Source organism: Caminibacter pacificus (assembly GCF_003752135.1).
In the GTDB taxonomy this organism is placed as follows: Bacteria; Campylobacterota; Campylobacteria; order Campylobacterales; family Nautiliaceae; genus Caminibacter; species Caminibacter pacificus.
In genome coordinates this window covers 406,897-427,627 of sequence record NZ_RJVK01000001.1, presented here as the reverse complement: position 1 = coordinate 427,627, position 20,731 = coordinate 406,897, and the positions used below count along the sequence as shown (strand labels likewise).

The window sequence follows — 20,731 nt, the reverse complement described above, 5'->3', positions numbered from 1 at the left end:
TTATAATTCGCAGCTATTTACTACGGCTATAATTGCTTCTACAACGCTCGGGTCTTCAAGAGTTGAAGTGTCTTGTTTGATTTCTTCACCTTTTGCGATGGCTCTTAGGATTCTTCTCATAATCTTACCGCTTCTTGTTTTCGGAAGTCCTGGTACGAACGCAATATCTTTTACTTTTGCAATGTTACCTATTTCTTTTGAGATGATTTCGTTTATTTCTTTAATAAGTTCGACTTCTTCACCCAAATCGTCAGTCGATTTCAATACCACATAAGCAAAAATACTCTCACCCGTAATTTCGTCAGGTTTACCTACTACCGCTACTTCGGCTACGTGAGGGTGTTTTTTGATTGCCGCTTCGATTTCGGCGGTTCCGAGTCTATGACCTGAAACGTTGATAACGTCATCAACTCTTCCCGTTATCCAAATGTATCCGTCTTCGTCGTACATTGCCCCGTCACCTGAGAAATAGACAGGTTTTCCGTTTTTCTTAGCGGTAGAAAAGTAGCTTTTTACAAATCTTTCAGGGTCTCCCCAAATCGTTCTAATCATACTCGGCCAAGGTTTTGTGATACATAAAAGACCTTTTTCTCCTGGTTTTACTCTATTGCCTTCTTCATCGATAATTTCTGCGAAAATTCCCGGAAGAGGGAAGGTCGCACTTGCAGGTTTGATAGGTGTAGCCGCTGGCAGAGGAGAAATCATATGACCTCCCGTTTCTGTTTGCCACCAAGTATCCACAATAGAACATCTTCCGCCACCTACGACATCATAATACCATTTCCAAGCCGCAGGGTCGATAGGCTCACCCACAGTACCTAAAATTCTCAATGAGCTTAGGTCGTATTTTTTAGGCTCGTCCGCTCCGATTTTGTTTAACAATCTAATAGCGGTCGGTGCCGTGTAGAATTGGTTGATTCTGTAATCTTCTATCATTTTCCAAGCTCTTCCGCTATCAGGATATGTTAATACTCCCTCAAACATAACGGTAGTCGCACCTGCCGCAAGCGGTCCGTAAACGATATAAGTATGCCCCGTAATCCAACCGATATCCGCCGTACACCAATAAGTATCGTTGTCTTTTATGTCAAATACCCATTCCATTGTAAGTTGCGCCCAAAGAATATATCCGGCTTGAGAGTGCTGTACGCCTTTTGGTTTTCCTGTACTTCCTGACGTGTATAATAAAAATAGAGGGTCTTCGCTATCCATAACCTCCGGCTCACATTCGGTTGATTGGTTTTGGATAAGCTCGTTATAACTTACGTCTCTTCCCTCAACCCACTCGATATCTTCGTTGTTTCTCTCAACCACAATCACTTTTTCAACAATATCAACGCCCTCAAGAGCTTTATCAACTACGGGTTTTAGCATATAAGGTTTGCCTTTTCTAAAAGCTCCGTCAGCAGTAATAACTACTTTTGCCTGAGCGTCTAAAATTCTGTCTTTCAAAGCTTCCGCACTAAATCCTCCGAAAACTACGCTGTGAATCGCCCCGATTCTCGCACACGCAAGCATCGCAAACGCCGCTTCGGGAATCATCGGCATATAAATTACGACTCTATCTCCTTTTTTAACGCCCATTTCTTTTAGAAGATTTGCGAATTTATTAACTTCTTTATAAAGCTCAAGATAAGTGATTACTCTTTTTTCTCCGTTATCACCTTCCCAAATAATAGCGGCTTTGTTTTTCTTTTTATCAAGATGTCTGTCTATACATTGATACGAAACGTTTAATTTTCCACCCGTAAACCATTTATAAAAAGGAGCGTTACTTTCATCGAGCACTTTATCGTAAAGTCTAAACCATGTGATTTTTTCTCTTGCAAGTTTTCCCCAAGTGCCTTCGTAATCTTTTTCGAATTCTCTTACCTTGTCATGATACTCGCACATATTTTTAAAAGCCGGATTTTTAAATAGCTCTTTGTGCGGATAATATACTTCGTTTAACATATTTTCTCCTTAGGTTTTTTATCTATAATAAACAAAATCAAGAGTTTTGAGATAGGTTTTAAATGCTTTAAATAGAAAATGTGTAGATAAGTAACAAAAAAGCGAAAAGTTATAAAAAACTTTTCGTTTATGTTTTTTTATTTGTAGTTGTCAATCGCTTTTTGAATAAGCTCGATAGCTTTTTCTCTTCCGGCATATCCCGTAACTTTTACCCATTTACCAGGCTCAAGGTCTTTGTATGTTTCGAAGAAATGTTTGATTTGGTTAAGTTCGATTTCTGGTAAATCTTCAAGAGTATTGATATTCGCCATTTTAGGGTCGAGTTTTGTAACAGGTACCGCCACTACTTTTTCGTCTTTTCCGCTCTCGTCTTCCATAATTAAAACACCGATAACTCTACTTTTAATTACAGTACCTGGTACTACGCTTTCGCTTGAAAGTACTAAAATATCGATAGGGTCTCCGTCATCTGCCAATGTATTCGGTACGAATCCGTAATTTGCAGGATAAAATTGGCTTCCGTATAAAATTCTATCAAGGAAAATAGCTCCGCTTTCTTTGTCAAGTTCGTATTTGATATTGCTCCCTTTTGGAATTTCGATAACTGCGTTTACCGCTTCTTTCGGGTCTCCCGGTTTGATTTTAGTGATATCCATTATCTCTCCTTTTTTGTGTAATTATATCTAAATATTTAATAGCGTAAATACCGCCGATATAAATAATCCAGTTGATATATATCCATAAAAACAAAAACATCAAAAGCGAAATCGAGCCGTAAATTGTGGTATATGTTTTATTGATGAGTACGTAATAGATAAAAACGTTTTTTGATATGAAAAATGCGACCGAAACAAAAAACGAAACTACGAAAGTAGAGCGGGTACTCTCACCGATAAGCGTAAATTTATACGCCAAAAAAAACGTCATCCAGATAATAAAAAACGGAGCGAGTTTAACGACGTTTATCCATGAAGTGTATTCGGATTGATTGAGAAAAAATTGAAACTTTACGGACAAAAATATAGCTGCGGCAAACATCATGGGAAATAGTGTAAGCATCGTCCAATAGAGTTTTATTTTTTCCCATAAATTACGCTTTTCTTGAGAGAAAATTTGAGAAATTATCGTTTCGTAGTTGTCAAAAAAGAGTATGGAAGTAATAAGAACGTAAGCACCGCCTAAAAGCCCCATTTTCGAAGAATTGCTCAAAAAGTCTTTTAAATACGTCGAAATCATATCTTGGTTGGTCGGCAAAATATTCGAAGCGATAAAATGCTCGAGTTTTGTATAAAATTCACTAAAAAACGGTGAATTTGAAAAAATACTTAACACTATCAAAATTATCGGCACAAGCGAAAAAACGGTATAAAAACTAAGTGCCGCCGAATAAAGCGTAATATCGTTTATCGTGTTTTGAATCTCTTTAATATCTAATTTTTTCAAAAAATTCTTCAATTTCTCTAAAATTTTCGCTCCTTTTCAGACACGCAAAAAACGCAAACTTGACAATAATTATATTCAGTTTTTTTCCAAAGTACAAACAAAAAGATATTTAAAAAATAAAGAAAATTTCATTATTTTTTCTTTATAAAATCACCCTAAATTTTCAAGTTCCTCTTTTTTTTCTTCAAGTTCGAGGTATCTCTCAACCTTTTCGTCATATATTTTTTTAATTTCTTCAAGCTCTTCACTTAAACTTACAAGTCCTTTTTCTTGATAACACTCAGGATTTGCCAGACATTCTTCAATCTCGGCTATTGTGTTTTCGAGCTCTTCTATAAGTTTTGGCAACTCTTCAAGCTCTTTTTGTTCTTTGTAGCTTAGTTTTTTTTGTTTTTTAGGTTTTGGTTTTTCTTTTTTCGTATTTTCTATTTTTGTCACCTCTTTTTCAAGAAGTTTGAGTTCTTTTTCTATTTCAAGGTATTCGGTATACGGAATATGACTCTCTTCTACAATTCCGTCGCCTTTAAAAATAAATAACTTTTTAGCCACTTTATCGACAAAATATCTGTCGTGGCTGACAAATATTACGCTTCCCTCAAAATCAATCAGATACTCTTCCAAAATATTAATCGTCGGGATATCGAGGTCGTTTGTCGGCTCGTCCAAAATCAAAATATCGAAATCTTTCGTAAAGAGTAGGGCAAGCGCCACTCTTGTCTTTTCACCGCCGCTTAAAACGCCTATTTTTTTAGTAAGATACTCAGGCGGAAACAAAAACTCCCTCAAATATCCGTAAACGTGCATATTGCGACCTCTGACGTTTACGTGGTCGCCTCCTTGAGGACAGAAAGTTTCTATTAGGTCTTTGTTATCGTCAAGCATCGATTTTCTTTGGTCCAAATATCCTATTTTCAGGTTTTCTCCAACCTTTATAATCCCGCTATCGGGTTTTTCTTCGCCTATTAAAAGCTTAAGAAGTGTGGATTTTCCGGCACCGTTTTTACCTACAATCGCAATTTTATCTTTTTGTAAGATTCTTGTTGTAAAATCTTTGATTAAAAGTTTGTTTCCTATTGATTTCGTTAGGTTTTCTATTTCGAACATTACCTTTTTTTTGTTGATTTTTTCATCTTCTTTAGCTAAAAGCTCTCTTTTTAGCTGCATTTCTATTTTTCTTATTTCGCTTCTGTCTTGTTTTACTTTTTCGCGTAGTTCAAGGACTCTTTTTTTTCGTCCTTCGTTTCTTTTTAGTCTCGCTTTTACCCCTCGTCTTAGCCACTCTTCTTCTCTTTTTAGAAGTCTTAGCTCATTTTCGTACTCTTTTTCTTTTATTTTTAAAAGCTCCTCTTTTTGGCGGATATAATCGGCATATCCTCCTTTGAAGCTTCTAAGCTTACAATTTTCAAGCTCTACGACCCTTGTTGCGATTCTGTCGATAAAATATCTGTCGTGGCTGACGACGATAAAGGTATATTTTTCTTTTAAGAGCATATCTTCCAAAAACTCGGTCATATAAACATCAAGGTGGTTTGTCGGCTCGTCAAGTAGTAAGACGTCGGGTTTTTGCAATAAAAGAGAAGCAAGAGCGACTCTTCTTTGCTCGCCTCCGCTAAGCAGTGAGATATCTTTGTTTTCATATTTTTTTAAATCGAACTCCTGCAAAACCCTCTCGATTCTATCATCCAAATTCCAGGCGTTATGAAAATCCAAAAACTTGGTAATTTTGTCAAGTTCGTTTTGGATTGCTTTGTTATCGGGGTTTTCACTGAATTCTTGTGTTAATTTGAGATATTTTTCATACGCTTCTTTAAACTCCGTCAGTTCGTTTTCGATAGCTTCTCTAACACTCACTCCTGCATTGAATTTTGGCTGTTGAAGAAGTCTTTTGATTTTTATTCCGTTTTTTGTAATAACTTCTCCGCTATCGGGCTCAATCGTGCCGTCTATTATTTTCATAAGAGTGGATTTTCCGCTTCCGTTTTTTCCGATAAGTGCGACTCTTTCACCCTCATCAAGATGAAATTCCACATTACATAAAATTTTTTGAGCTTCGAATTTTTTACTGACGTCCAAAAGGTCTATTAGCGCCATTTTATTCCTTATATAAAAAAGTTTTTCGAAATGATATCAAATTGGAATGTTTTGATTTGTAAAACTGAAAAAGCGTGTAATTTTTACACATCTTTAAAGTTTTTTTCGTTTTTTCCTTGACATATCATTTTTACATGCTATAATTTCGGCTTCAAAAACAAGGAGATAAATATGAAAACAAAATTTGACAAATTAAATATCGCAGCAGTATTAAGCGTATTGTTTAGCATAGCTATTTTTTCGGGAATTTAAAACTGACTTGCAGTTTTGAATATCCTGCTTAATAGCTTCTTTCAAAGCGCTTAAACTCTCAAACTTACGATTTTCTCTCAAAAATTCGACAAATTCAATCTCAATCAAACCGCTAAAATCAACCTCAATATCCAAAATATGAGTTTCAATCGAAAAATTGTTATCGGTACTTCTTATCCCAAGAAACGTAATCGAATCAAACCCGTTTGTTTTTGTAGCATAGACTCCGGATTTTGGCTGGGTGTAAGGTTTGAAAAGTTCGATATTGATTGTCGCTACAAGCTCTTTTTTGCCTAAACCTTGGCCTTTTATTTTCGTACCTTTTATTTTGTAAAACCTACCCAAAAAATCGTTAGCTTTTGATATTTCACCTTTTCGTATGAGCTCTCTTATGGTTTTAGCGTGTACTCCCGTGCCTTGGATTTTTATCTCTTTTATCACTTCAACTTTGAAGTGCTCTTTCAAAAGCGAAATATCTCCGCTTCTATTATGTCCGAACCTAAAATCTTCTCCGACAATTATCTCTTTTGCGTTTAGTTTTTTGAGATATTCGATAAATTCGTAAGGAGATAGATGTTTAATATCATCTAAAAATAGAAAATCAAAAGGTTTATTTATGTATTCGAGTCTGTCAAATCCGGGAGTTAGGGAGCTTCCTTTTTCGATAATAACAACTTTATCCGCTCTATTAATCAGCTCTTTGTGAGCGATATGCACTCCGTCAAATCCGCCGATAGCAATCTTATGCATAGAGGTCTATTTTCATTTTTGGATTTCGGGAGTTTTGGTCGTTAGAGTTATTATTCATCTCTTGCATAGCTTTTGCGGCTATCATATCCGCCGTTTGGGCGACTTTTAAATCCTGAGGGCTCGGGTCTGCAGGGGCTAAAGCGGCTGCTTTTACCTGATTCATAAGTTTTATTGTCTCCTCAGGTGTTTTTCCTTTTTGGATTTTAATAGGCACTTCCCCGGCTACCGCGTACTCTTTTCCGTCGGGTCCTTTTACGGTAGAGTAGGTTGGCGCTCCGGCAAGTCCGCCACCGGCTGCTTGATGAGCCATTTCGTGGGCTCTGACTTTTGAGTCGATTGATTGAAGTTTTGAAATTTCTTGCATAATTTTAGGGTCTTTTAAAATATCTTTTTTTTGATAGTTATTTGAATAAATATTAAAATTATTCGTAACGGACCCTATCAATTACGCTCCTTTTTTTCTTAATTTTACTTTCTTTCTTGAAAAAATTCAATTATCGCTTTTGCGTCTTTTTCGTTTAGGACGCTTTTTAGTTCGTTAAAAGAGGCTTTTTTAATATTTTCAAACGTACCGAAATAGTTTAAAAGCTTCGTCATTTTGGCTTTTCCTATACCTTTGATTTTTAAAAGGTCTATTTGAGTATCTTTTTTTCTTTTTGTTTTTCTGTGAAACTCTATTGCGAATCTGTGAGCTTCATCTCTAAGCATTTGTAAAAACTGAAGCCTTTTATCTTTTTCGCTTAGGTCTATTTTTTCAATTTTTAACTCTCCTTCTTCCATTTTCCAAGGAAAATAGATTTTATCTTTTGCCGCACCTTTTGCTCTATGGGCTTTTGCGTCGATTTTTTCTTTAGATATCGCTAATATATCGACATTCGCACCGGTTGAGTCAATAACTTCTTTTGCAATTTTCAATTGAGCCGCCCCTCCGTCAATCAGCCAAAGCTCGGGCGGCGGGTTTTTTTCAAAACTTTGAGCGCGTCTTGTTAAAAGCTCTCTCATTTGAGAATATTCGTCTTTTCCTTCCAGATGATAATGCCTGTAATCGCTCTTTTTAAATTTTCCGTCTTCCCATACCACCATAGCTCCCACAGTCGCTTCTCCTTGCATATGAGAAGTATCGAAAACTTCGATTTTATAAGGAACGTTTTGGAGATTAAAGAGTGTTTTGATTTCAAGTAAAATAGTGTTTTCTTTTTGATTTTTCACAACTTCCGCGGCGTTTAGTTTTGCAAGTTTGACAAGGCTTTTTCTTTCGTTTGTAGTCGGGGTGATAATGGTGATTTTTTTATTAAATTTTTCGCTGAGAACTTTACTTAGCCATTCTCTTTCTTCAAAATCGTCCCCCACCAATATTTTGCTTGACGTAAAAGGAGTTTGAGTCGAATAAAACTCCAAAATCGCCCGTGTGTAAATTTCGCTTTTTTCAGGGATAGTTTGGGAGTTGATTATATTATGAGAACTTGCGACCACTTTTCCTTCGCGAACGAAAATTCTAATTACAACGGCTTTATTTCCGAATACCTCAACGACAAAAATATCCAAATCTTCAAGTTTTGCCAAATCTACATGAGAGTATATTTCGGCACTTTCGATTGATTTTATTCTGTCTCTGATTTCCGCCGCTTCTTCGAATTGAAGATTTTCGGCGTATTTTTCCATTTTTTTATAAAGTATTTCCAATATCTTTTCTTTATCGTGCACCAATTTTATCGCTTTATCCACATACTTCATATACTCTTTGCTTGTTATTTTCCCCTCACACGGTGCTAAACATTTGCCTATTTGATGATACAAACACGCCTTTTTTCCTCTAAGGCAGCTTTTTGACTGCACCAGAGGTATTTCTTCATATACGGTTTTAAGTATTGCGCTCGCTCCGCTGCTAAAAGGTCCGAAATATTTGATGTTTTTGCCTTTTACGACTTTTCTCGTGATTTCGAGTCTTGGAAACTCTTCGTCCAAATCTATATAAATATAAGGATACGTTTTGTCGTCGCGAAGTAATATGTTGTATTTGGGTTTTAGCTGTTTTATGAGTGAATTTTCAAGAATAAGCGCGTCGTTTTCGTTTTCTACGACTATATAGTTTAAATCTTTTGCTTCGCTAATCATTTTATAAATTCTCGGGCTCAGATTATCGGCGGGTCTGAAAGGATTGAATCTAAAATAACTTTTTACCCTTTTTTTTAGACTTTTCGCTTTTCCGATGTATAGAAGTTTGCCGTTTTCGTCGAAATATTGATAAATTCCTGGTTTATCGGGCAGTGAGCGCACTTTTTCAAGCAGCAAAAAATATCCTTTTTTTGTGGAATTATATAAAAAGAAGAGAAATTAATCTCTTCCAAAAGCCCTTTTGATTATTTTTTCATCCGGTTTAGTTAGGGCTGTAATTATTAAAAGAGTAAGAGTAGAAAGAGGAAGAGCTATTACAAGAGCGTCTACAAAAGCCCATTTACTATGTCCTAAAAGAGAATTAACACCAAAAAGAGCTTTTGCAACCCCTAAGGCTTTCGCTTCTTTGAAATGGCAAAATAGAAGCCAAAAAGAAGACACTAAAAATCCCACAATCATACTTGCAATGGCAGCCGGCTTTGTAATTCTTTTGCTAAAAAGTCCGAAAATAAAAGCCGGTAGAAAAATAGAAGCGCATAATGCAAAGAAAATAGCCGTACTTCTTGCGATAATTGCAGGTGCTTTTTGAAATTTGTAAGCCAAAAATACCGAAAATAAAATAACCGCAACAATTCCTATTTTAGTCCAAAGAGTGGTTTTTTCTTTGTTTGCACCGAATGTTTCTAAAATATCTCGTCCCACAGCCGTACCCATCGTATGAAATTGACTTGATAGGGTAGACATAGCGGCTGAAATCAAAGCGAATAAAAATATAAAACTAAACCAATGCGGCATTGCGATATTTATGAAATGAGGAATCACTTTACCGATGGCTCCGGCAGCTTCCAAAGCGTTTTTACCTCCCATATTTTCAAAATACCATGCATTTGTAAGACTTCCTACGATAAAAATTACTCCTGTCATAGCTAAAATAAAAATACCTCCTACTAAAACCGCGCGATTAAGTTCTTTTTTACTTTTAACCGTCATAAATCTAACAATCAATTGAGGCTGAGCCAAAACACCGATACCGACTCCCAAAGTAATAGTAGTAATTACAAAAAGCCATCCAGGCGACATAAACACAGGCATCTTGTTCCAGCCTTCAAATCCCCAAATTTGAGAGAGTTTCATCATAAAATCACCGCTTCCCGGTACCAAATCTTTTAAAGAAACTCCGCTTAATCTATCCACTACGGTAATTTGCCAAACTTTATCTAATTTTGCAAACGCCGCGTCAATTCCCCCAAGAGAATTTATAACCATAAATATTAAAAACACCATCGCAAAAAACATTATGGCACCTTGAAGCGCGTCTGTGTACATAACTCCTTTTAGTCCTCCGGCTAAAACGTAAGCCGTAATAATCAATGAAAAAATTAAAAGCGCAATATGATAATCGACTCCGAAATAGACGCTTAAAAACTGAACTCCTCCGATTAATACAGCCGTTGCGTACAAAGGCATAAACGCTAAAATTATAAGCGCGGCAAAAACTTGAATAAATTTAGAATCGTATCTTTTACCTAAAAATTCCGGAAAAGTGTGAGCGTCAAGTCTTAGTCCCATTTTTCTTGTGGGATTTCCTATAAATACAAATGCGATAAAAACTCCGACAAAAATATTCAAAAAAGTCAGCCATAATAAAGAATTACCAAGCCAAGCGGCAACTCCACCAAATCCCACTATTGCAGCCGTTGAGATAAAAGTGGCTCCGTAACTCAAAGCCATTACGAAAGGGTGAGTATCTCGTCCTGCCAAAAGATAATCCGTAGAAGTTTTTGTTTTGGAATATCCCATCCAACCTAACCAACCAATAGCTACTAAATATAAAATTATTACGGCAATTTCAAAAAAACTCATAACAATTCCTCCTCAATTTCTTTTTCTTCTTCGGCCCATTTGGCAAGAAGAGCTTCATTGCTCTCTTCATCTCCTTTGTTCCAATTAATAATTCCGTAAACTACACAAAGCAGTGCACTTAAAATTGTCAGCCAAAAAGCAAGCGACACGCCGAGGTCAAAATGAGACATTTTTTCTCCTTAATTGTTGTTATATCAATAAATTTTAACAAATTTGACAATTATTAAGCAAAAATTAAAAAAACTTTTGTTATGATTTATTAAATTTTACACAAAAGGATATGAATGAAGCTGACTTTAATGGGAAACGAAGCGATTGCCTGGGGGCTTATTCATAGCAATACGCAAATGGTAAGCGGATATCCCGGTACTCCTTCGAGCGAAATATTAACAACCGTACAAAAAATAAAAGATTCGAAAAATTTGCCCGTTTACGCCCAGTGGGCTACGAACGAAAAAGTTGGTTTTGAAGTCGCTTATGCAGGAGCGATAGCCGGAGTAAATGCAGCAGCGACTATGAAACAAGTGGGGCTTAATGTGGCAAGCGATGCGCTTATGAGTGCGAGTTTTATAGGAAACAAAGGTGCGTTTGTATTGATAGTGGCTGACGACCCGGGATTTAACTCATCACAAACTGAACAAGACAGCCGAGAATTTGCAAGGTTTGCAAGAATACCTGTCCTTGACCCGGCAACCCCTGCCGAAGCATATGAATTTACAAAACTTGCAAGCGAAATATCAAAAAAATTCGAAATTCCGGTAATGCTTAGAAGCGTTATGAGAGTATCTCATTCAAGGGAAATCGTTGAAATTGACGATAATTTCGAATTTAAAGAACAAAAAGGCAACTTCCAAAGAGATATCCCAAGATGGGCCGCAGTCCCAAGAGAGGGGAGATTAAAACAGGCATACGAGCAGCTTGAAAGAATCGAGGCGATTAAAAAATACAACTACGAAAACCTTATTAAGTCTAAAATAGATAAACTAAAAGGCACTAAAAACCTTATCATATCAAGCGGAGCGGCATACGGATACGCTAAAGAAGTGGTGGACGAGCTTAATTTGGATGTTGATATACTAAAAATTGATATGCCATACCCTCTGCCTGACGAATTAAAAGAGTTGGTTAAAAATTATGAAAAAGTACTCGTAGTGGAAGAGACTTATCCAGTAATCGAAGAAGAGCTAAGAAGTGAGAACGTATTTGGAAGAATGTCTGGGCATATACATTTGGTGGATGAAATGAATAAAGAAAGAGTGCTTGAAGCATATAAAAAAATTGGTTTTTATGAAGGAGAAAATATCTATAAGCCTTATTTTAAGGTAGAAGACGTCAATCAAAGAAAACCGAACCTTTGTCCCGGGTGTCCTCATAGAGACGTCTTTTTTGCTATTAAAAAAGTTTTCAGACCGAAAAAATCGATATATCCTTCGGATATCGGATGTTATACGCTTGGCATAAACCTTGAAGCAATCGATACGGTACTTTGTATGGGTGCGAGCGTTTCCATGGCTCACGGCTTATCTATTGCGGATAAAGAAAAAACAGTAATTGCAACTATCGGGGATTCTACCTTTTTTCACGGGGGAATTCCTCCTTTGATAAACGCCGTTTATCAAAAAGCTAAATTTATATTGGTGATTTTGGATAACTCCACTGTAGCAATGACGGGACGTCAAACAACGCCCGAGAGAGAAAATCCTCAGGTAGATTTGAAAAAAGTGGCCGAAGGTTGCGGTGCGGAAGTTATGGAATATTTTTACAAGCCTGATATAAACGAAACAATCGAATTTTTTAAAAAAGTAAAAAAAAGATACCAAGAAATAGACAAACCTCTTGTGGTAATAAGCAGACAATACTGCGTTTTGGATAAAGAGAGGGCAAAAGATTTTCTGCCGGGGATTTTTGCAACTGTCGATGAAGAAAAATGTGTCGCTTGTGACGTATGTACCACTCAATTCGTTTGTCCTCCTATGCATTACAACGAAAGAGGAAAAATAGAAATAGACCCGCTGTTGTGTATAGGTTGCGGAGTGTGTATTAGCGGAATATGTCCGACAGACGCGTTTATCCCAAGGAGAGAAAAATGAGATATCAAATCGTAATAGCGGGATTCGGAGGACAAGGGGTTGTCTTTTTGGTGAAAGTTTTGAGTATTTGCGCTTCAAAAAGGGGATATAAGTTCTTAGGTACGGAAAATCACGGAATGAGTCAAAGAGGCGGAAGTGTGAGCTCTCATATAAAAATAGGTGATTTTCACAATCCTCTTATCGATTTTTCTCAGGCGGATTTATTAATCGGGCTTGACAAAGACGAAGCTCTTTTAAATCTTCCTTATTTAAAAAAAGACGGGAAAGTCGTAGTAAATGCAGAAAGTTTCCCTAAAATCGACGCGGAAGTATTTGCGGTTGACGCAAACGCACTAGCCGAAAAAGGCATATTTGACGCAAAAGGGCTTAACGTTTTTATGCTTGGAATTACTTTGGCAAAAATAAAAGATTTTCCGTTTAGCACGCAAGAAGTAAAAGAAGCTATAAAAGAGATTAATCCTAAATTCGCAGCTAAAAATTTTGAAATTTTGGATAAAGCGATAGAGTATGCAAAAAATATTTAATTTTTTTAATAAAGGAGGTGATTTCGCTTCGAATATCGGAATAAAATTACTTGAAGTTCATTACGGATATGCAAAAGCTAAAATGCAAATAAAAGAATTTCACCTAAATCAAGCTGGTGTGGCACACGGAGGAGCTATATTTACGCTTGCCGATTTTGCTTTTGCGGTAGCTAGCAACTCTTTTGGAAAAGTTTCTCTTGCTATTAACACTTCCATCTCTTTTATGCACGCTGCAAAACTTGGGGATATATTAATAGCCGAAGCGAATCTTGTGGACGAAAGCAACAGACTTGCCACTTATGAAGTGATAGTAAAAACCGAAGATAAAAAAATCGCATTTTTTACGGGCACCGTTTATAAAACGAAAAAGGATGTGTTTGAGTGAGGGAAAAAGGAGGAAAAGACAAGGAAAAGAGAAAGTGAAAATGGTGAAATAGTGAAATCATGAAAGAGGTGAAATTGTGAGTGAGTAAGTTTAATTTAACACAACACAAAAAGGAAAAAATAAAAAAGGAGAGAAAATGATTTGGAATGAGATTGAAAGCGCAAAAAGAGAAGATATCGAAAAAATTCAACTAAAAAGATTAAAAGAAGTAGTAAGCAGAGTTTATCATTTAAGTCCCTTTTATAGAGAAAAATTTGAAAAATTAGGAATTACGCCCGACGATATCAAAACTCTAAAAGACATTCAAAAATTACCTTTTACAAAAAAACAGGATTTGAGGGATAATTATCCTTTCGGGCTTTTTACGGTACCTATGAGCGAAGTCGTTAGAATTCACAGCTCTTCGGGGACTACCGGAAAACCGACGGTCGTAGGATATACCAAGCACGATATGGACGTTTGGAATGAGGTGATGATGAGAACATACGCCATGGCTGACGTGACAAGTAAAGATGTAGTCCATAACGCATACGGCTACGGACTATTTACCGGAGGGCTTGGATTTCACGAAGCGGCACAAAAAATGGGAGCGACAATCGTACCGGCAAGCGGAGGTTTTACCGATAGGCAGCTTATGCTAATGAGAGATTTCGGAGCTACGATTCTATGCTGTACGCCGAGTTTCGCTTTGCATTTGGCGGAAGTTGCCAGAAAAGAGGGGCCGGAGTTTAGAAGAGACTATAAACTTAGAGCAGGTTTTTTCGGAGCTGAACCAACGAGTGAGGGAATGAGAAAAGAAGTCGCTAAAGTTTGGGATATCGAATACTACGAAGTTTACGGACTTAGCGAAATAATTGGACCGGGAGTTAGCTGTAGCTGTAATAAAGGCAGAGGTCTTCATATAAACGAAGACCATTTTTACCCTGAAATTATCGACCCTAAAACCGGAGAAGTTTTGCCGGACGGTGAAGAGGGCGAACTTGTTATTACCACTCTAACAAAACAAGCTCTTCCTATAATCAGATACAGAACGGGAGATATTACAAGACTCTACAAAGAGCCGTGTGCCTGCGGCAGAACGTTTGTGAGAATGGAAAGTGTCAGCGGAAGAGCCGATGATATGTTAATAATAAACGGAGTAAACGTCTTTCCGTCTCAAATAGAACACGTAATAGCCGAAAATGAAGGAGTAACTCTTAACTATCAAATAGTTGCCGATAAAAAAGGATATCTTGATAAACTCGAAATTATCGTAGAAGTGGATGAAAACGTAATGCAAAGCGAATACGACTCAATCAAAAAACGCCTTCAACACGACTTTTTAAATAACCTTTACATCAACGCAAACGTTATATTGGTAGAACCCGGCAAAATAGAAAGAAGTATGGGTAAAGCTAAAAGAATTATCGACAAGAGGCCTTAAGAGCTTCTTTTATTTCTTCAAATTTCTTTTTTATTTCCGGATTTTTGGCTTTTATGTCGAAATCTTCCACTTTTCTTATGTAAAATTTAATCTCTTTTGGAGGTTTTGGAGGAGGGGAGTATTTATAATCCGTAATTATTTTTTTTGGATTTATCTGTTTGCAAATCCCGGCGCTATGCATTGTTTTTATGAGAGAAAAAATCAAATTTCTTTTATAAAAAATCTCTTGTCTTAAAGCCGGATGAGAGACTTTTATGTATAATACGTCTCCTTTATAGCTCATTTGGGTTATGTATTTTTTGTAATTTTGGGGCATAAGTGCTATAATTTTCCTCAAACAACGATGTAATGACAACTTACTTTCATAAGGTGCAAGTATATGGCTAAGTATCTCTTTTGCTGTTTTCATATTGTTATTATAGCGACTTTTTTGGGGTGCGGTTATAAAGCACCGCCGACATGGAATAAAAGCAAACAAAAAGTCCAGGAAAAAGACTTGCAAATTATTGATTTAAACTCAACTTTAAAAGTAAAGATAGGAGTAAAATGAAACCGGATTGCATAATTATAGGAAGCGGACTCGCAGCGATATGGAGTGCTAAATTTTTAAACGACGCAGGATTTACTACATTGATGATAACGAAAAATCAAGTTTGGGATTGCAATAGCTTCTACGCCCAAGGCGGCGTTACTATGGCAAATGATGAAAACGACGTACCTTTGCATATCGAAGATACTCTAAAAGCCGGAAGTTTTCATAATAAAAAAGAAGCCGTGGAAATTTTAAGCAAAGCTTCCGTAAAATTAAAACAAGAACTTTTGGAATACGGATTTAGATTCGACCCGGGAGTAACAAGAGAGGGAGCTCATAGTGTTAGTAGAGTCTATCACAAAGGCGGAGACGCAACGGGTAGGGAAATTCATAAATTTTTATTACAAAAAGATAAAAGCTACCTGCTTGATGAGGCGATAGTTTTTGATATTTTGATCGAAAACGGAGTAGCGTATGGCGTAAGCGTACTGCATAAAGGAAAAAAATACAATATTTACGCAAACAACGTAATAATCGCCAGCGGCGGAGTGGGAGCTTTGTATAAATACGACACGAACGCAAGAACGATAAGTGGCGATATGCAAGGACTCGCCGTTGAAAAAGGCATCGCACTCAAAGATATGGAAATGACTCAATTTCATCCGACCGTATTTATCGAAATGAAATTTTCTCAAAAACTTCTATTAACCGAAGCCTTAAGAGGAGAGGGCGCACACGTAATCGACGAAAATGGAAGAAGATTTCTTTTCGATTATGACGAAAGAGGAGAACTTGCAGGACGCGATATCGTAAGCAGGGCGATTTTTATGCATCAGCAAAAAGGACACAAAGTCTTTCTTGACGTGAGTATGTTTGATGAAGAGTTTTTTAAAAAAAGATTTCCTACAATTTACACTAAACTTAGAGATTACGACATCAACGTCCCTTATGAGCCTATTCCAATTTCGCCGGCTTTTCATTATATGATGGGTGGAATTGAAGTGGATTTGAATTCCAAAGTAAAAGGTTTTGAAAATTTATATGCCGTAGGAGAGGTGGCATATACGGGAGTACACGGAGCAAACAGACTTGCAAGCAACTCTTTACTCGAATGTTTTATATTCGCAAAAAAAGCCGCAAAAGAAATAATTGAAAAAAAATTTAGCACAAAAGAGAAAAATTTTGAGATAAATAGTGAAGAACTTTTCAAAAATGACGATAAACACTATAAGAACCTTCTAAGAGAACAGATGTGGAGAAACGTAGGAATTATCAGAGATGAAAAAGGCTTAAAAGAAGCCTTAAGTTTTATTGACGAGACGATTCCGAAACTTGGAAGGTTAGCAAAACTTAGATTTTTAACGGCAAAAGAAATCGTAAAAGCGGCACTAAATAGAAAAGAGTCGCTTGGAGCTCATTATAGAAAGGATGAAAATGCATGAGATGATTCACGATTTTACCCATACATGGGTAGGGATAGCGGTACTGCTCGTATTCGTTATCGGCTATGTAATGATAGCCGCCGAAGAAAAATTCCATATGAATAAAGCTAAGCCTGCTTTATTTATCGGTACTTTTTCTTTTATGCTTATCGGTATTTATTTTGCTATCGAGGGACTAAATCCGGGACCTCTTCATCACGAAATGAAAAACTTGATCGAAGAGATTGCCGAAATTTTCTTTTTCTTATTCGTTGCAATGACGTATATCGAAACGCTTATCGAAAGAGGAGTTTTCGAAGCTCTAAGATTCAGACTCGTATCTCGCGGATACAGCTATAAAAAACTATTTTGGATTACCGGGATTTTGGCGTTTTGGATTTCGCCTGTAGCGGACAACTTAACAACCGCTCTTATTTTATCAACCGTACTTTTAACAATAGATAAAAACAAACCCGAATTTTTAGTACCGGGAGCTATTAATATCGTGGTTGCGGCAAATGCCGGTGGTGCTTGGTCGCCTTTTGGTGATATTACGACTCTTATGGCTTGGACGGCGGGAAAAGGTGAATTTAAAGACTTCTTGATGTTATTCCCGGCTTCGTTAATAGGTTGGCTGGTAACGGCGTTTTTATTAAGTCTTTTCGTTCCTAAAGGCGAACCTCATTTCGATGTATACACGACACCTAAAGTTTCTATTAAAAAAGGCGGGAAAGTCGTAATTTCCTTGGGTATCTTAACTATTACAATCGCAGTTTTAGGTCATATCTTTTTCCATTTCCCGGCAATGTGGGGAATGATGTTCGGTCTTTCGCTGTTGCAACTATACAGCTTTTATCACAAAATCAAACACAAAGAACACTTTAACGTTTTTGTAAATATGGCAAAAGTGGAAAACGATACGCTTCTATTCTTCTTCGGTATCCTCTCGGCCGTAGGAGCGCTATATTTCTTAGGATGGCTATTTTATATTACAAAACTCTACGAACATATCGGTTCTACATGGGCGAATGTCGGAGTAGGGTTTATTAGTGCTATTATCGATAACGTACCTGTAATGGCTGCGATTTTAAAAGCAAACCCACCTATGGGAATCGATCAATGGATGCTTGTAACGCTTACGGCCGGTATCGGTGGTAGTCTTATTAGTTTCGGTAGTGCTGCAGGTGTAGGTGTTATGGGTAGAATGAAAGGTATCTACACTTTCGGAAGCCATATGAAATTCGCTTGGACCGTACTTGCGGGATATATTGTCAGCTGTCTGATTTGGTACGTTCAGTTCGAAATTATGGGGATTTATTAATCCTCCCTTTTTACTCTCCTTTACTTTATACTTTTAAGCTTTTTTGTTACAATTTCAATAAAAAGGAAGTTTATGCAAGTAGAAATTTTAATACTTGATTTCGGTAGCCAATATACCCAGCTTATCGCCAGAAGATTAAGAGAAGAGGGTATTTATAGTGAGATAGTTCCTTATTTCGACGGATTAAAAGCTGCAAAAGAGAAAAAACCAAAAGGTATCATATTCTCAGGCGGACCTGCAAGCGTATATGACAAAGACGCTTATAGAGTTGATAAAGAGATTTATGATTTAGGACTTCCGATTCTCGGTATCTGCTACGGTATGCAATTAATCACTGTCGATTTCGGCGGAGAAGTAGTAAGAGCGGACCACCACGAATACGGAAAAGCAGAGCTTTTTATAGATGATCCTCATTTGTTATTCAAAGATGTTAGCAACCCTACGATCGTATGGATGAGCCATAGCGACAGAGTGGAAAAACTACCTCAAGGATTTCATAGAATAGCACATACTTCAAACGCACCGTATGCTGCAATAGTAAACGACGAAAAAAACATCTACGCTATCCAATTCCACCCGGAAGTTACTCACAGCGTAGAAGGTCAAAAAATCCTTAGAAACTTCGCAAGAGAAGTTTGTGGTGTTACAAGCAAATGGGATATGGCGCATTTCGCAAAAGAACAAATTAAAAAAATTAGAGAGCAAGTCGGAGACAATAAAGTTATCTGTGCTCTAAGCGGTGGTGTTGACAGCTCTGTAACCGCTGCACTTTTACACGAAGCTATCGGCGATAAACTGATTCCGATTTTCGTTGATACCGGACTTCTTAGAAAAAACGAAAGAGAAGAAGTGGAGCATGCATTTAAAAACGTACTTCACGTACCGCTTATTACGGTTGACGCGAGAGAAAAATTCCTAAGCAGACTAAAAGGCGTAACGGACCCTGAAGAGAAAAGAAAAATCATCGGGCATACTTTTATCGAAGTATTCGATGAAGAAGCAAAAAAACACAAAGACGCAAAATTTTTAGCTCAAGGTACGTTATATCCTGACGTAATTGAAAGTGTTAGTGTAAAAGGTCCGAGTAAAACTATCAAATCTCACCACAACGTAGGCGGACTTCCTGATTGGATGAAATTCGAATTAATTGAACCTTTAAGAGAGCTTTTTAAAGATGAAGTTAGAAAACTTGGACTTGAACTCGGTCTTCCGAAAGACTTGGTATACAGACATCCATTCCCGGGACCAGGACTTGCTATTAGAATTATGGGCGAAGTAAATGAAAGAGACCTTGAAATTTTAAGAGAAGCCGATGCGATTTTGATTCAAGAGCTTAAAGCTTGGGGATTATACGACAAAGTATGGCAAGCGTTTGCGGTACTTTTAAATGTAAGAAGCGTAGGTGTTATGGGTGATAACAGAACGTATGACAACACCGTAGCAATTAGATGTGTAAGCTCTACGGACGGAATGACTGCGACATTTAGTCATTTACCTCATGAATTTCTTGAGAGAGTAAGTACGAGAATTATTAACGAAGTAGACGGAATTAATAGAGTGGTTTATGATATTTCAAGCAAACCTCCTGCAACAATTGAATGGGAGTAATATTAATTGAGAATGGAAAATGGAGAATTGAAAATTGATAAAAAATTTACCAATATATCTCTTAACTGATGAAAAAAAAGAGGGTATTTTAAACTATCCGGTAATCAAAATAAACTTTCTCTCTCCTCAAGTCTCTTTTGAGGGGGTTGATTTTCTTATTTTTACTTCTAAAAACGGAGTTAGGGCTATTGATAACCTTACTTCCGAATGGAAAAAAATTCCTTCTCTTGCAATAGGAAAAGCTACGGTAAACGAAATAAAACAAAGAGGCGGTATTTTGGAATATACCGCTAAAAGTTCATACGGCGAAGATTTTGCAAAAGAGATAGTCTCAAAATATAATAATAAAACCTTTCTCTTTCTAAGAGCAAAAAAAATACTAAGCGATATAAAATCTATTTTTGACTCTTCTACAAACACTTTAATCGAAAAAATAGTTTATGAAACGGTATGCAATAGACCAAAAGGCTATATTAAAAGACCGGCATTCGTTATTTTTTCTTCACCTTCAACGGTTGAATGTTTCTTGAAAATAGAAAACATCGAAAATATTATTCCTATCGCCATCGGAAAAAAAACAAGAGACGCTCTTTTAGCTCATAAAATCAATAACTATCTTATGCCTAAAAAACCGGGAATAAAAGAGTGTATAGAGCTTGCAAAAAACGTAAAATTTAAGTAAAATATCAATAGAAATACTTCAGAAGCTTTCGAAGAGTTCTTTAAAAATCTTGATTGAAATTAGCTCAAAGTTATGATATAATTTCATAAGAGCCTGGGAGGAGCGCTACCCGCACATTTTGGGGCCCTACAAGAAATTTTTTTGGGGAGACGGTAGTGGCCGGGGTGTGCGGCGGGCTTTGCCTGCCCCTAAACCGGCCCTCCTATCCCCACTTTGTGGCTCGCGGGAGCCCAAAGTCACTGCGTGAACGCCCTCCTGGGTTTTAAATTAATTAATAT

The 20,731-nt window shown here is 37.0% G+C and carries 18 protein-coding genes and 1 other RNA gene; 9 read left to right on the top strand and 10 right to left on the bottom strand.

Annotation, left to right across the window (positions count from 1 at the left end; all coding sequences use genetic code 11):
• The 9 genes from acs to EDC58_RS10055 form a co-directional block, all read right to left on the bottom strand.
• Positions 1-1,953, bottom strand: coding sequence for an acetate--CoA ligase (gene acs / locus EDC58_RS02235; RefSeq protein ID WP_123351870.1), 1,953 nt, complete (start codon positions 1,951-1,953; stop codon positions 1-3).
• Between the two features lie 137 nt (positions 1,954-2,090).
• Entirely contained in the window at positions 2,091-2,609 is a 519-nt protein-coding gene (gene ppa / locus EDC58_RS02230) for an inorganic diphosphatase (RefSeq protein WP_123351869.1), read from the bottom strand.
• Positions 2,596-3,396, bottom strand: a complete 801-nt coding sequence (locus EDC58_RS02225; protein ID WP_235823154.1) for a YihY family inner membrane protein — start codon at positions 3,394-3,396, stop codon at positions 2,596-2,598. Before EDC58_RS02225 ends, ppa begins: the two co-directional genes overlap by 14 nt.
• A gap of 150 nt (positions 3,397-3,546) precedes the next feature.
• On the bottom strand, positions 3,547-5,487 hold the full coding sequence (gene abc-f, locus EDC58_RS02220; protein ID WP_123351867.1) for a ribosomal protection-like ABC-F family protein: 1,941 nt from the start codon (positions 5,485-5,487) through the stop codon (positions 3,547-3,549).
• Between the two features lie 210 nt (positions 5,488-5,697).
• Positions 5,698-6,489 (bottom strand): bifunctional riboflavin kinase/FAD synthetase, encoded by a 792-nt coding sequence (locus EDC58_RS02215; protein ID WP_123351866.1) that lies wholly within the window; start codon positions 6,487-6,489, stop codon positions 5,698-5,700.
• Positions 6,482-6,934 carry a putative metalloprotease CJM1_0395 family protein gene (locus EDC58_RS02210; RefSeq protein ID WP_211325212.1) on the bottom strand — a complete coding sequence of 151 codons (453 nt, stop codon included), beginning with the start codon at positions 6,932-6,934 and terminating at the stop codon, positions 6,482-6,484. The genes EDC58_RS02215 and EDC58_RS02210 overlap by 8 nt, the downstream gene beginning before the upstream one ends.
• A 23-nt stretch (positions 6,935-6,957) precedes the next feature.
• Positions 6,958-8,778 (bottom strand): excinuclease ABC subunit UvrC, encoded by a 1,821-nt coding sequence (gene uvrC / locus EDC58_RS02205; RefSeq protein WP_123352154.1) that lies wholly within the window; start codon positions 8,776-8,778, stop codon positions 6,958-6,960.
• A 45-nt stretch (positions 8,779-8,823) separates the two neighbouring features.
• Positions 8,824-10,467, bottom strand: a complete 1,644-nt coding sequence (locus EDC58_RS02200; RefSeq protein ID WP_123351865.1) for a sodium:solute symporter family protein — start codon at positions 10,465-10,467, stop codon at positions 8,824-8,826.
• Positions 10,464-10,637: a symporter small accessory protein gene (locus tag EDC58_RS10055; protein ID WP_170151103.1), complete on the bottom strand. Its 174-nt coding sequence runs from the start codon at positions 10,635-10,637 to the stop codon at positions 10,464-10,466. Before EDC58_RS10055 ends, EDC58_RS02200 begins: the two co-directional genes overlap by 4 nt.
• A gap of 114 nt (positions 10,638-10,751) precedes the next feature.
• Here EDC58_RS10055 and EDC58_RS02195 point away from each other — a divergent pair, with 114 nt between their 5' ends.
• The 4 genes from EDC58_RS02195 to EDC58_RS02180 all read left to right on the top strand — a co-directional run bounded on the left by EDC58_RS02195 (position 10,752) and on the right by EDC58_RS02180 (position 14,889).
• Complete coding sequence (locus EDC58_RS02195; protein WP_123351864.1) at positions 10,752-12,557, top strand: thiamine pyrophosphate-dependent enzyme; 1,806 nt, start codon at positions 10,752-10,754, stop codon at positions 12,555-12,557.
• Positions 12,554-13,081: a 2-oxoacid:acceptor oxidoreductase family protein gene (locus EDC58_RS02190; protein ID WP_123351863.1), complete on the top strand. Its 528-nt coding sequence runs from the start codon at positions 12,554-12,556 to the stop codon at positions 13,079-13,081. Before EDC58_RS02195 ends, EDC58_RS02190 begins: the two co-directional genes overlap by 4 nt.
• Positions 13,065-13,466, top strand: a complete 402-nt coding sequence (locus EDC58_RS02185) for a PaaI family thioesterase (protein WP_123351862.1) — start codon at positions 13,065-13,067, stop codon at positions 13,464-13,466. Before EDC58_RS02190 ends, EDC58_RS02185 begins: the two co-directional genes overlap by 17 nt.
• Positions 13,467-13,602: 136 nt before the next feature.
• The gene (locus EDC58_RS02180; protein WP_180937071.1) at positions 13,603-14,889 is read left to right on the top strand and encodes a phenylacetate--CoA ligase family protein; all 1,287 of its coding nucleotides are present in this window, start codon (positions 13,603-13,605) and stop codon (positions 14,887-14,889) included.
• Here the strand turns inward: EDC58_RS02180 and EDC58_RS02175 are convergent.
• Complete coding sequence (locus EDC58_RS02175; protein ID WP_123351861.1) at positions 14,870-15,298, bottom strand: DciA family protein; 429 nt, start codon at positions 15,296-15,298, stop codon at positions 14,870-14,872. The two genes, EDC58_RS02180 and EDC58_RS02175, sit on opposite strands and share 20 nt — an antisense overlap.
• 137 nt (positions 15,299-15,435) lie before the next feature.
• On the opposite strand from EDC58_RS02175, the gene nadB reads away from it, so the two are divergent.
• From nadB to ssrS, 5 genes are all read left to right on the top strand, one after another.
• A complete protein-coding gene (nadB, locus tag EDC58_RS02170; protein WP_123351860.1) occupies positions 15,436-16,863 on the top strand; it encodes an L-aspartate oxidase in 1,428 nt (475 codons plus the stop codon).
• On the top strand, positions 16,856-18,163 hold the full coding sequence (gene nhaD / locus EDC58_RS02165) for a sodium:proton antiporter NhaD (RefSeq protein ID WP_123351859.1): 1,308 nt from the start codon (positions 16,856-16,858) through the stop codon (positions 18,161-18,163). The genes nadB and nhaD overlap by 8 nt, the downstream gene beginning before the upstream one ends.
• A gap of 72 nt (positions 18,164-18,235) precedes the next feature.
• The gene (gene guaA, locus EDC58_RS02160) at positions 18,236-19,771 is read left to right on the top strand and encodes a glutamine-hydrolyzing GMP synthase (protein WP_123351858.1); all 1,536 of its coding nucleotides are present in this window, start codon (positions 18,236-18,238) and stop codon (positions 19,769-19,771) included.
• Positions 19,772-19,805: 34 nt separating this feature from the next.
• Positions 19,806-20,453 carry a uroporphyrinogen-III synthase gene (locus EDC58_RS02155; protein ID WP_123351857.1) on the top strand — a complete coding sequence of 216 codons (648 nt, stop codon included), beginning with the start codon at positions 19,806-19,808 and terminating at the stop codon, positions 20,451-20,453.
• Between the two features lie 87 nt (positions 20,454-20,540).
• Positions 20,541-20,719: non-coding RNA, 6S RNA (gene ssrS / locus EDC58_RS10415), on the top strand.
• The last annotated feature ends 12 nt before the right edge of the window (positions 20,720-20,731 follow it).

What these genes read in the sequence shown, in the direction of transcription:
- EDC58_RS02175 (WP_123351861.1), bottom strand. Translation starts at nt 15,298, where the DNA reads ATGAAAACAGCAAAAGAGATACTTAGCCATATACTTGCACCTTATGAA.
- acs (WP_123351870.1), bottom strand. Translation starts at nt 1,953, where the DNA reads ATGTTAAACGAAGTATATTATCCGCACAAAGAGCTATTTAAAAATCCG.
- EDC58_RS10055 (WP_170151103.1), bottom strand. Translation starts at nt 10,637, where the DNA reads ATGTCTCATTTTGACCTCGGCGTGTCGCTTGCTTTTTGGCTGACAATT.
- nadB (WP_123351860.1), top strand. Translation starts at nt 15,436, where the DNA reads ATGAAACCGGATTGCATAATTATAGGAAGCGGACTCGCAGCGATATGG.
- guaA (WP_123351858.1), top strand. Translation starts at nt 18,236, where the DNA reads ATGCAAGTAGAAATTTTAATACTTGATTTCGGTAGCCAATATACCCAG.
- EDC58_RS02190 (WP_123351863.1), top strand. Translation starts at nt 12,554, where the DNA reads ATGAGATATCAAATCGTAATAGCGGGATTCGGAGGACAAGGGGTTGTC.
- EDC58_RS02180 (WP_180937071.1), top strand. Translation starts at nt 13,603, where the DNA reads ATGATTTGGAATGAGATTGAAAGCGCAAAAAGAGAAGATATCGAAAAA.
- EDC58_RS02185 (WP_123351862.1), top strand. Translation starts at nt 13,065, where the DNA reads ATGCAAAAAATATTTAATTTTTTTAATAAAGGAGGTGATTTCGCTTCG.
- EDC58_RS02215 (WP_123351866.1), bottom strand. Translation starts at nt 6,489, where the DNA reads ATGCATAAGATTGCTATCGGCGGATTTGACGGAGTGCATATCGCTCAC.
- nhaD (WP_123351859.1), top strand. Translation starts at nt 16,856, where the DNA reads ATGCATGAGATGATTCACGATTTTACCCATACATGGGTAGGGATAGCG.
- EDC58_RS02200 (WP_123351865.1), bottom strand. Translation starts at nt 10,467, where the DNA reads ATGAGTTTTTTTGAAATTGCCGTAATAATTTTATATTTAGTAGCTATT.
- ppa (WP_123351869.1), bottom strand. Translation starts at nt 2,609, where the DNA reads ATGGATATCACTAAAATCAAACCGGGAGACCCGAAAGAAGCGGTAAAC.
- abc-f (WP_123351867.1), bottom strand. Translation starts at nt 5,487, where the DNA reads ATGGCGCTAATAGACCTTTTGGACGTCAGTAAAAAATTCGAAGCTCAA.
- EDC58_RS02195 (WP_123351864.1), top strand. Translation starts at nt 10,752, where the DNA reads ATGAAGCTGACTTTAATGGGAAACGAAGCGATTGCCTGGGGGCTTATT.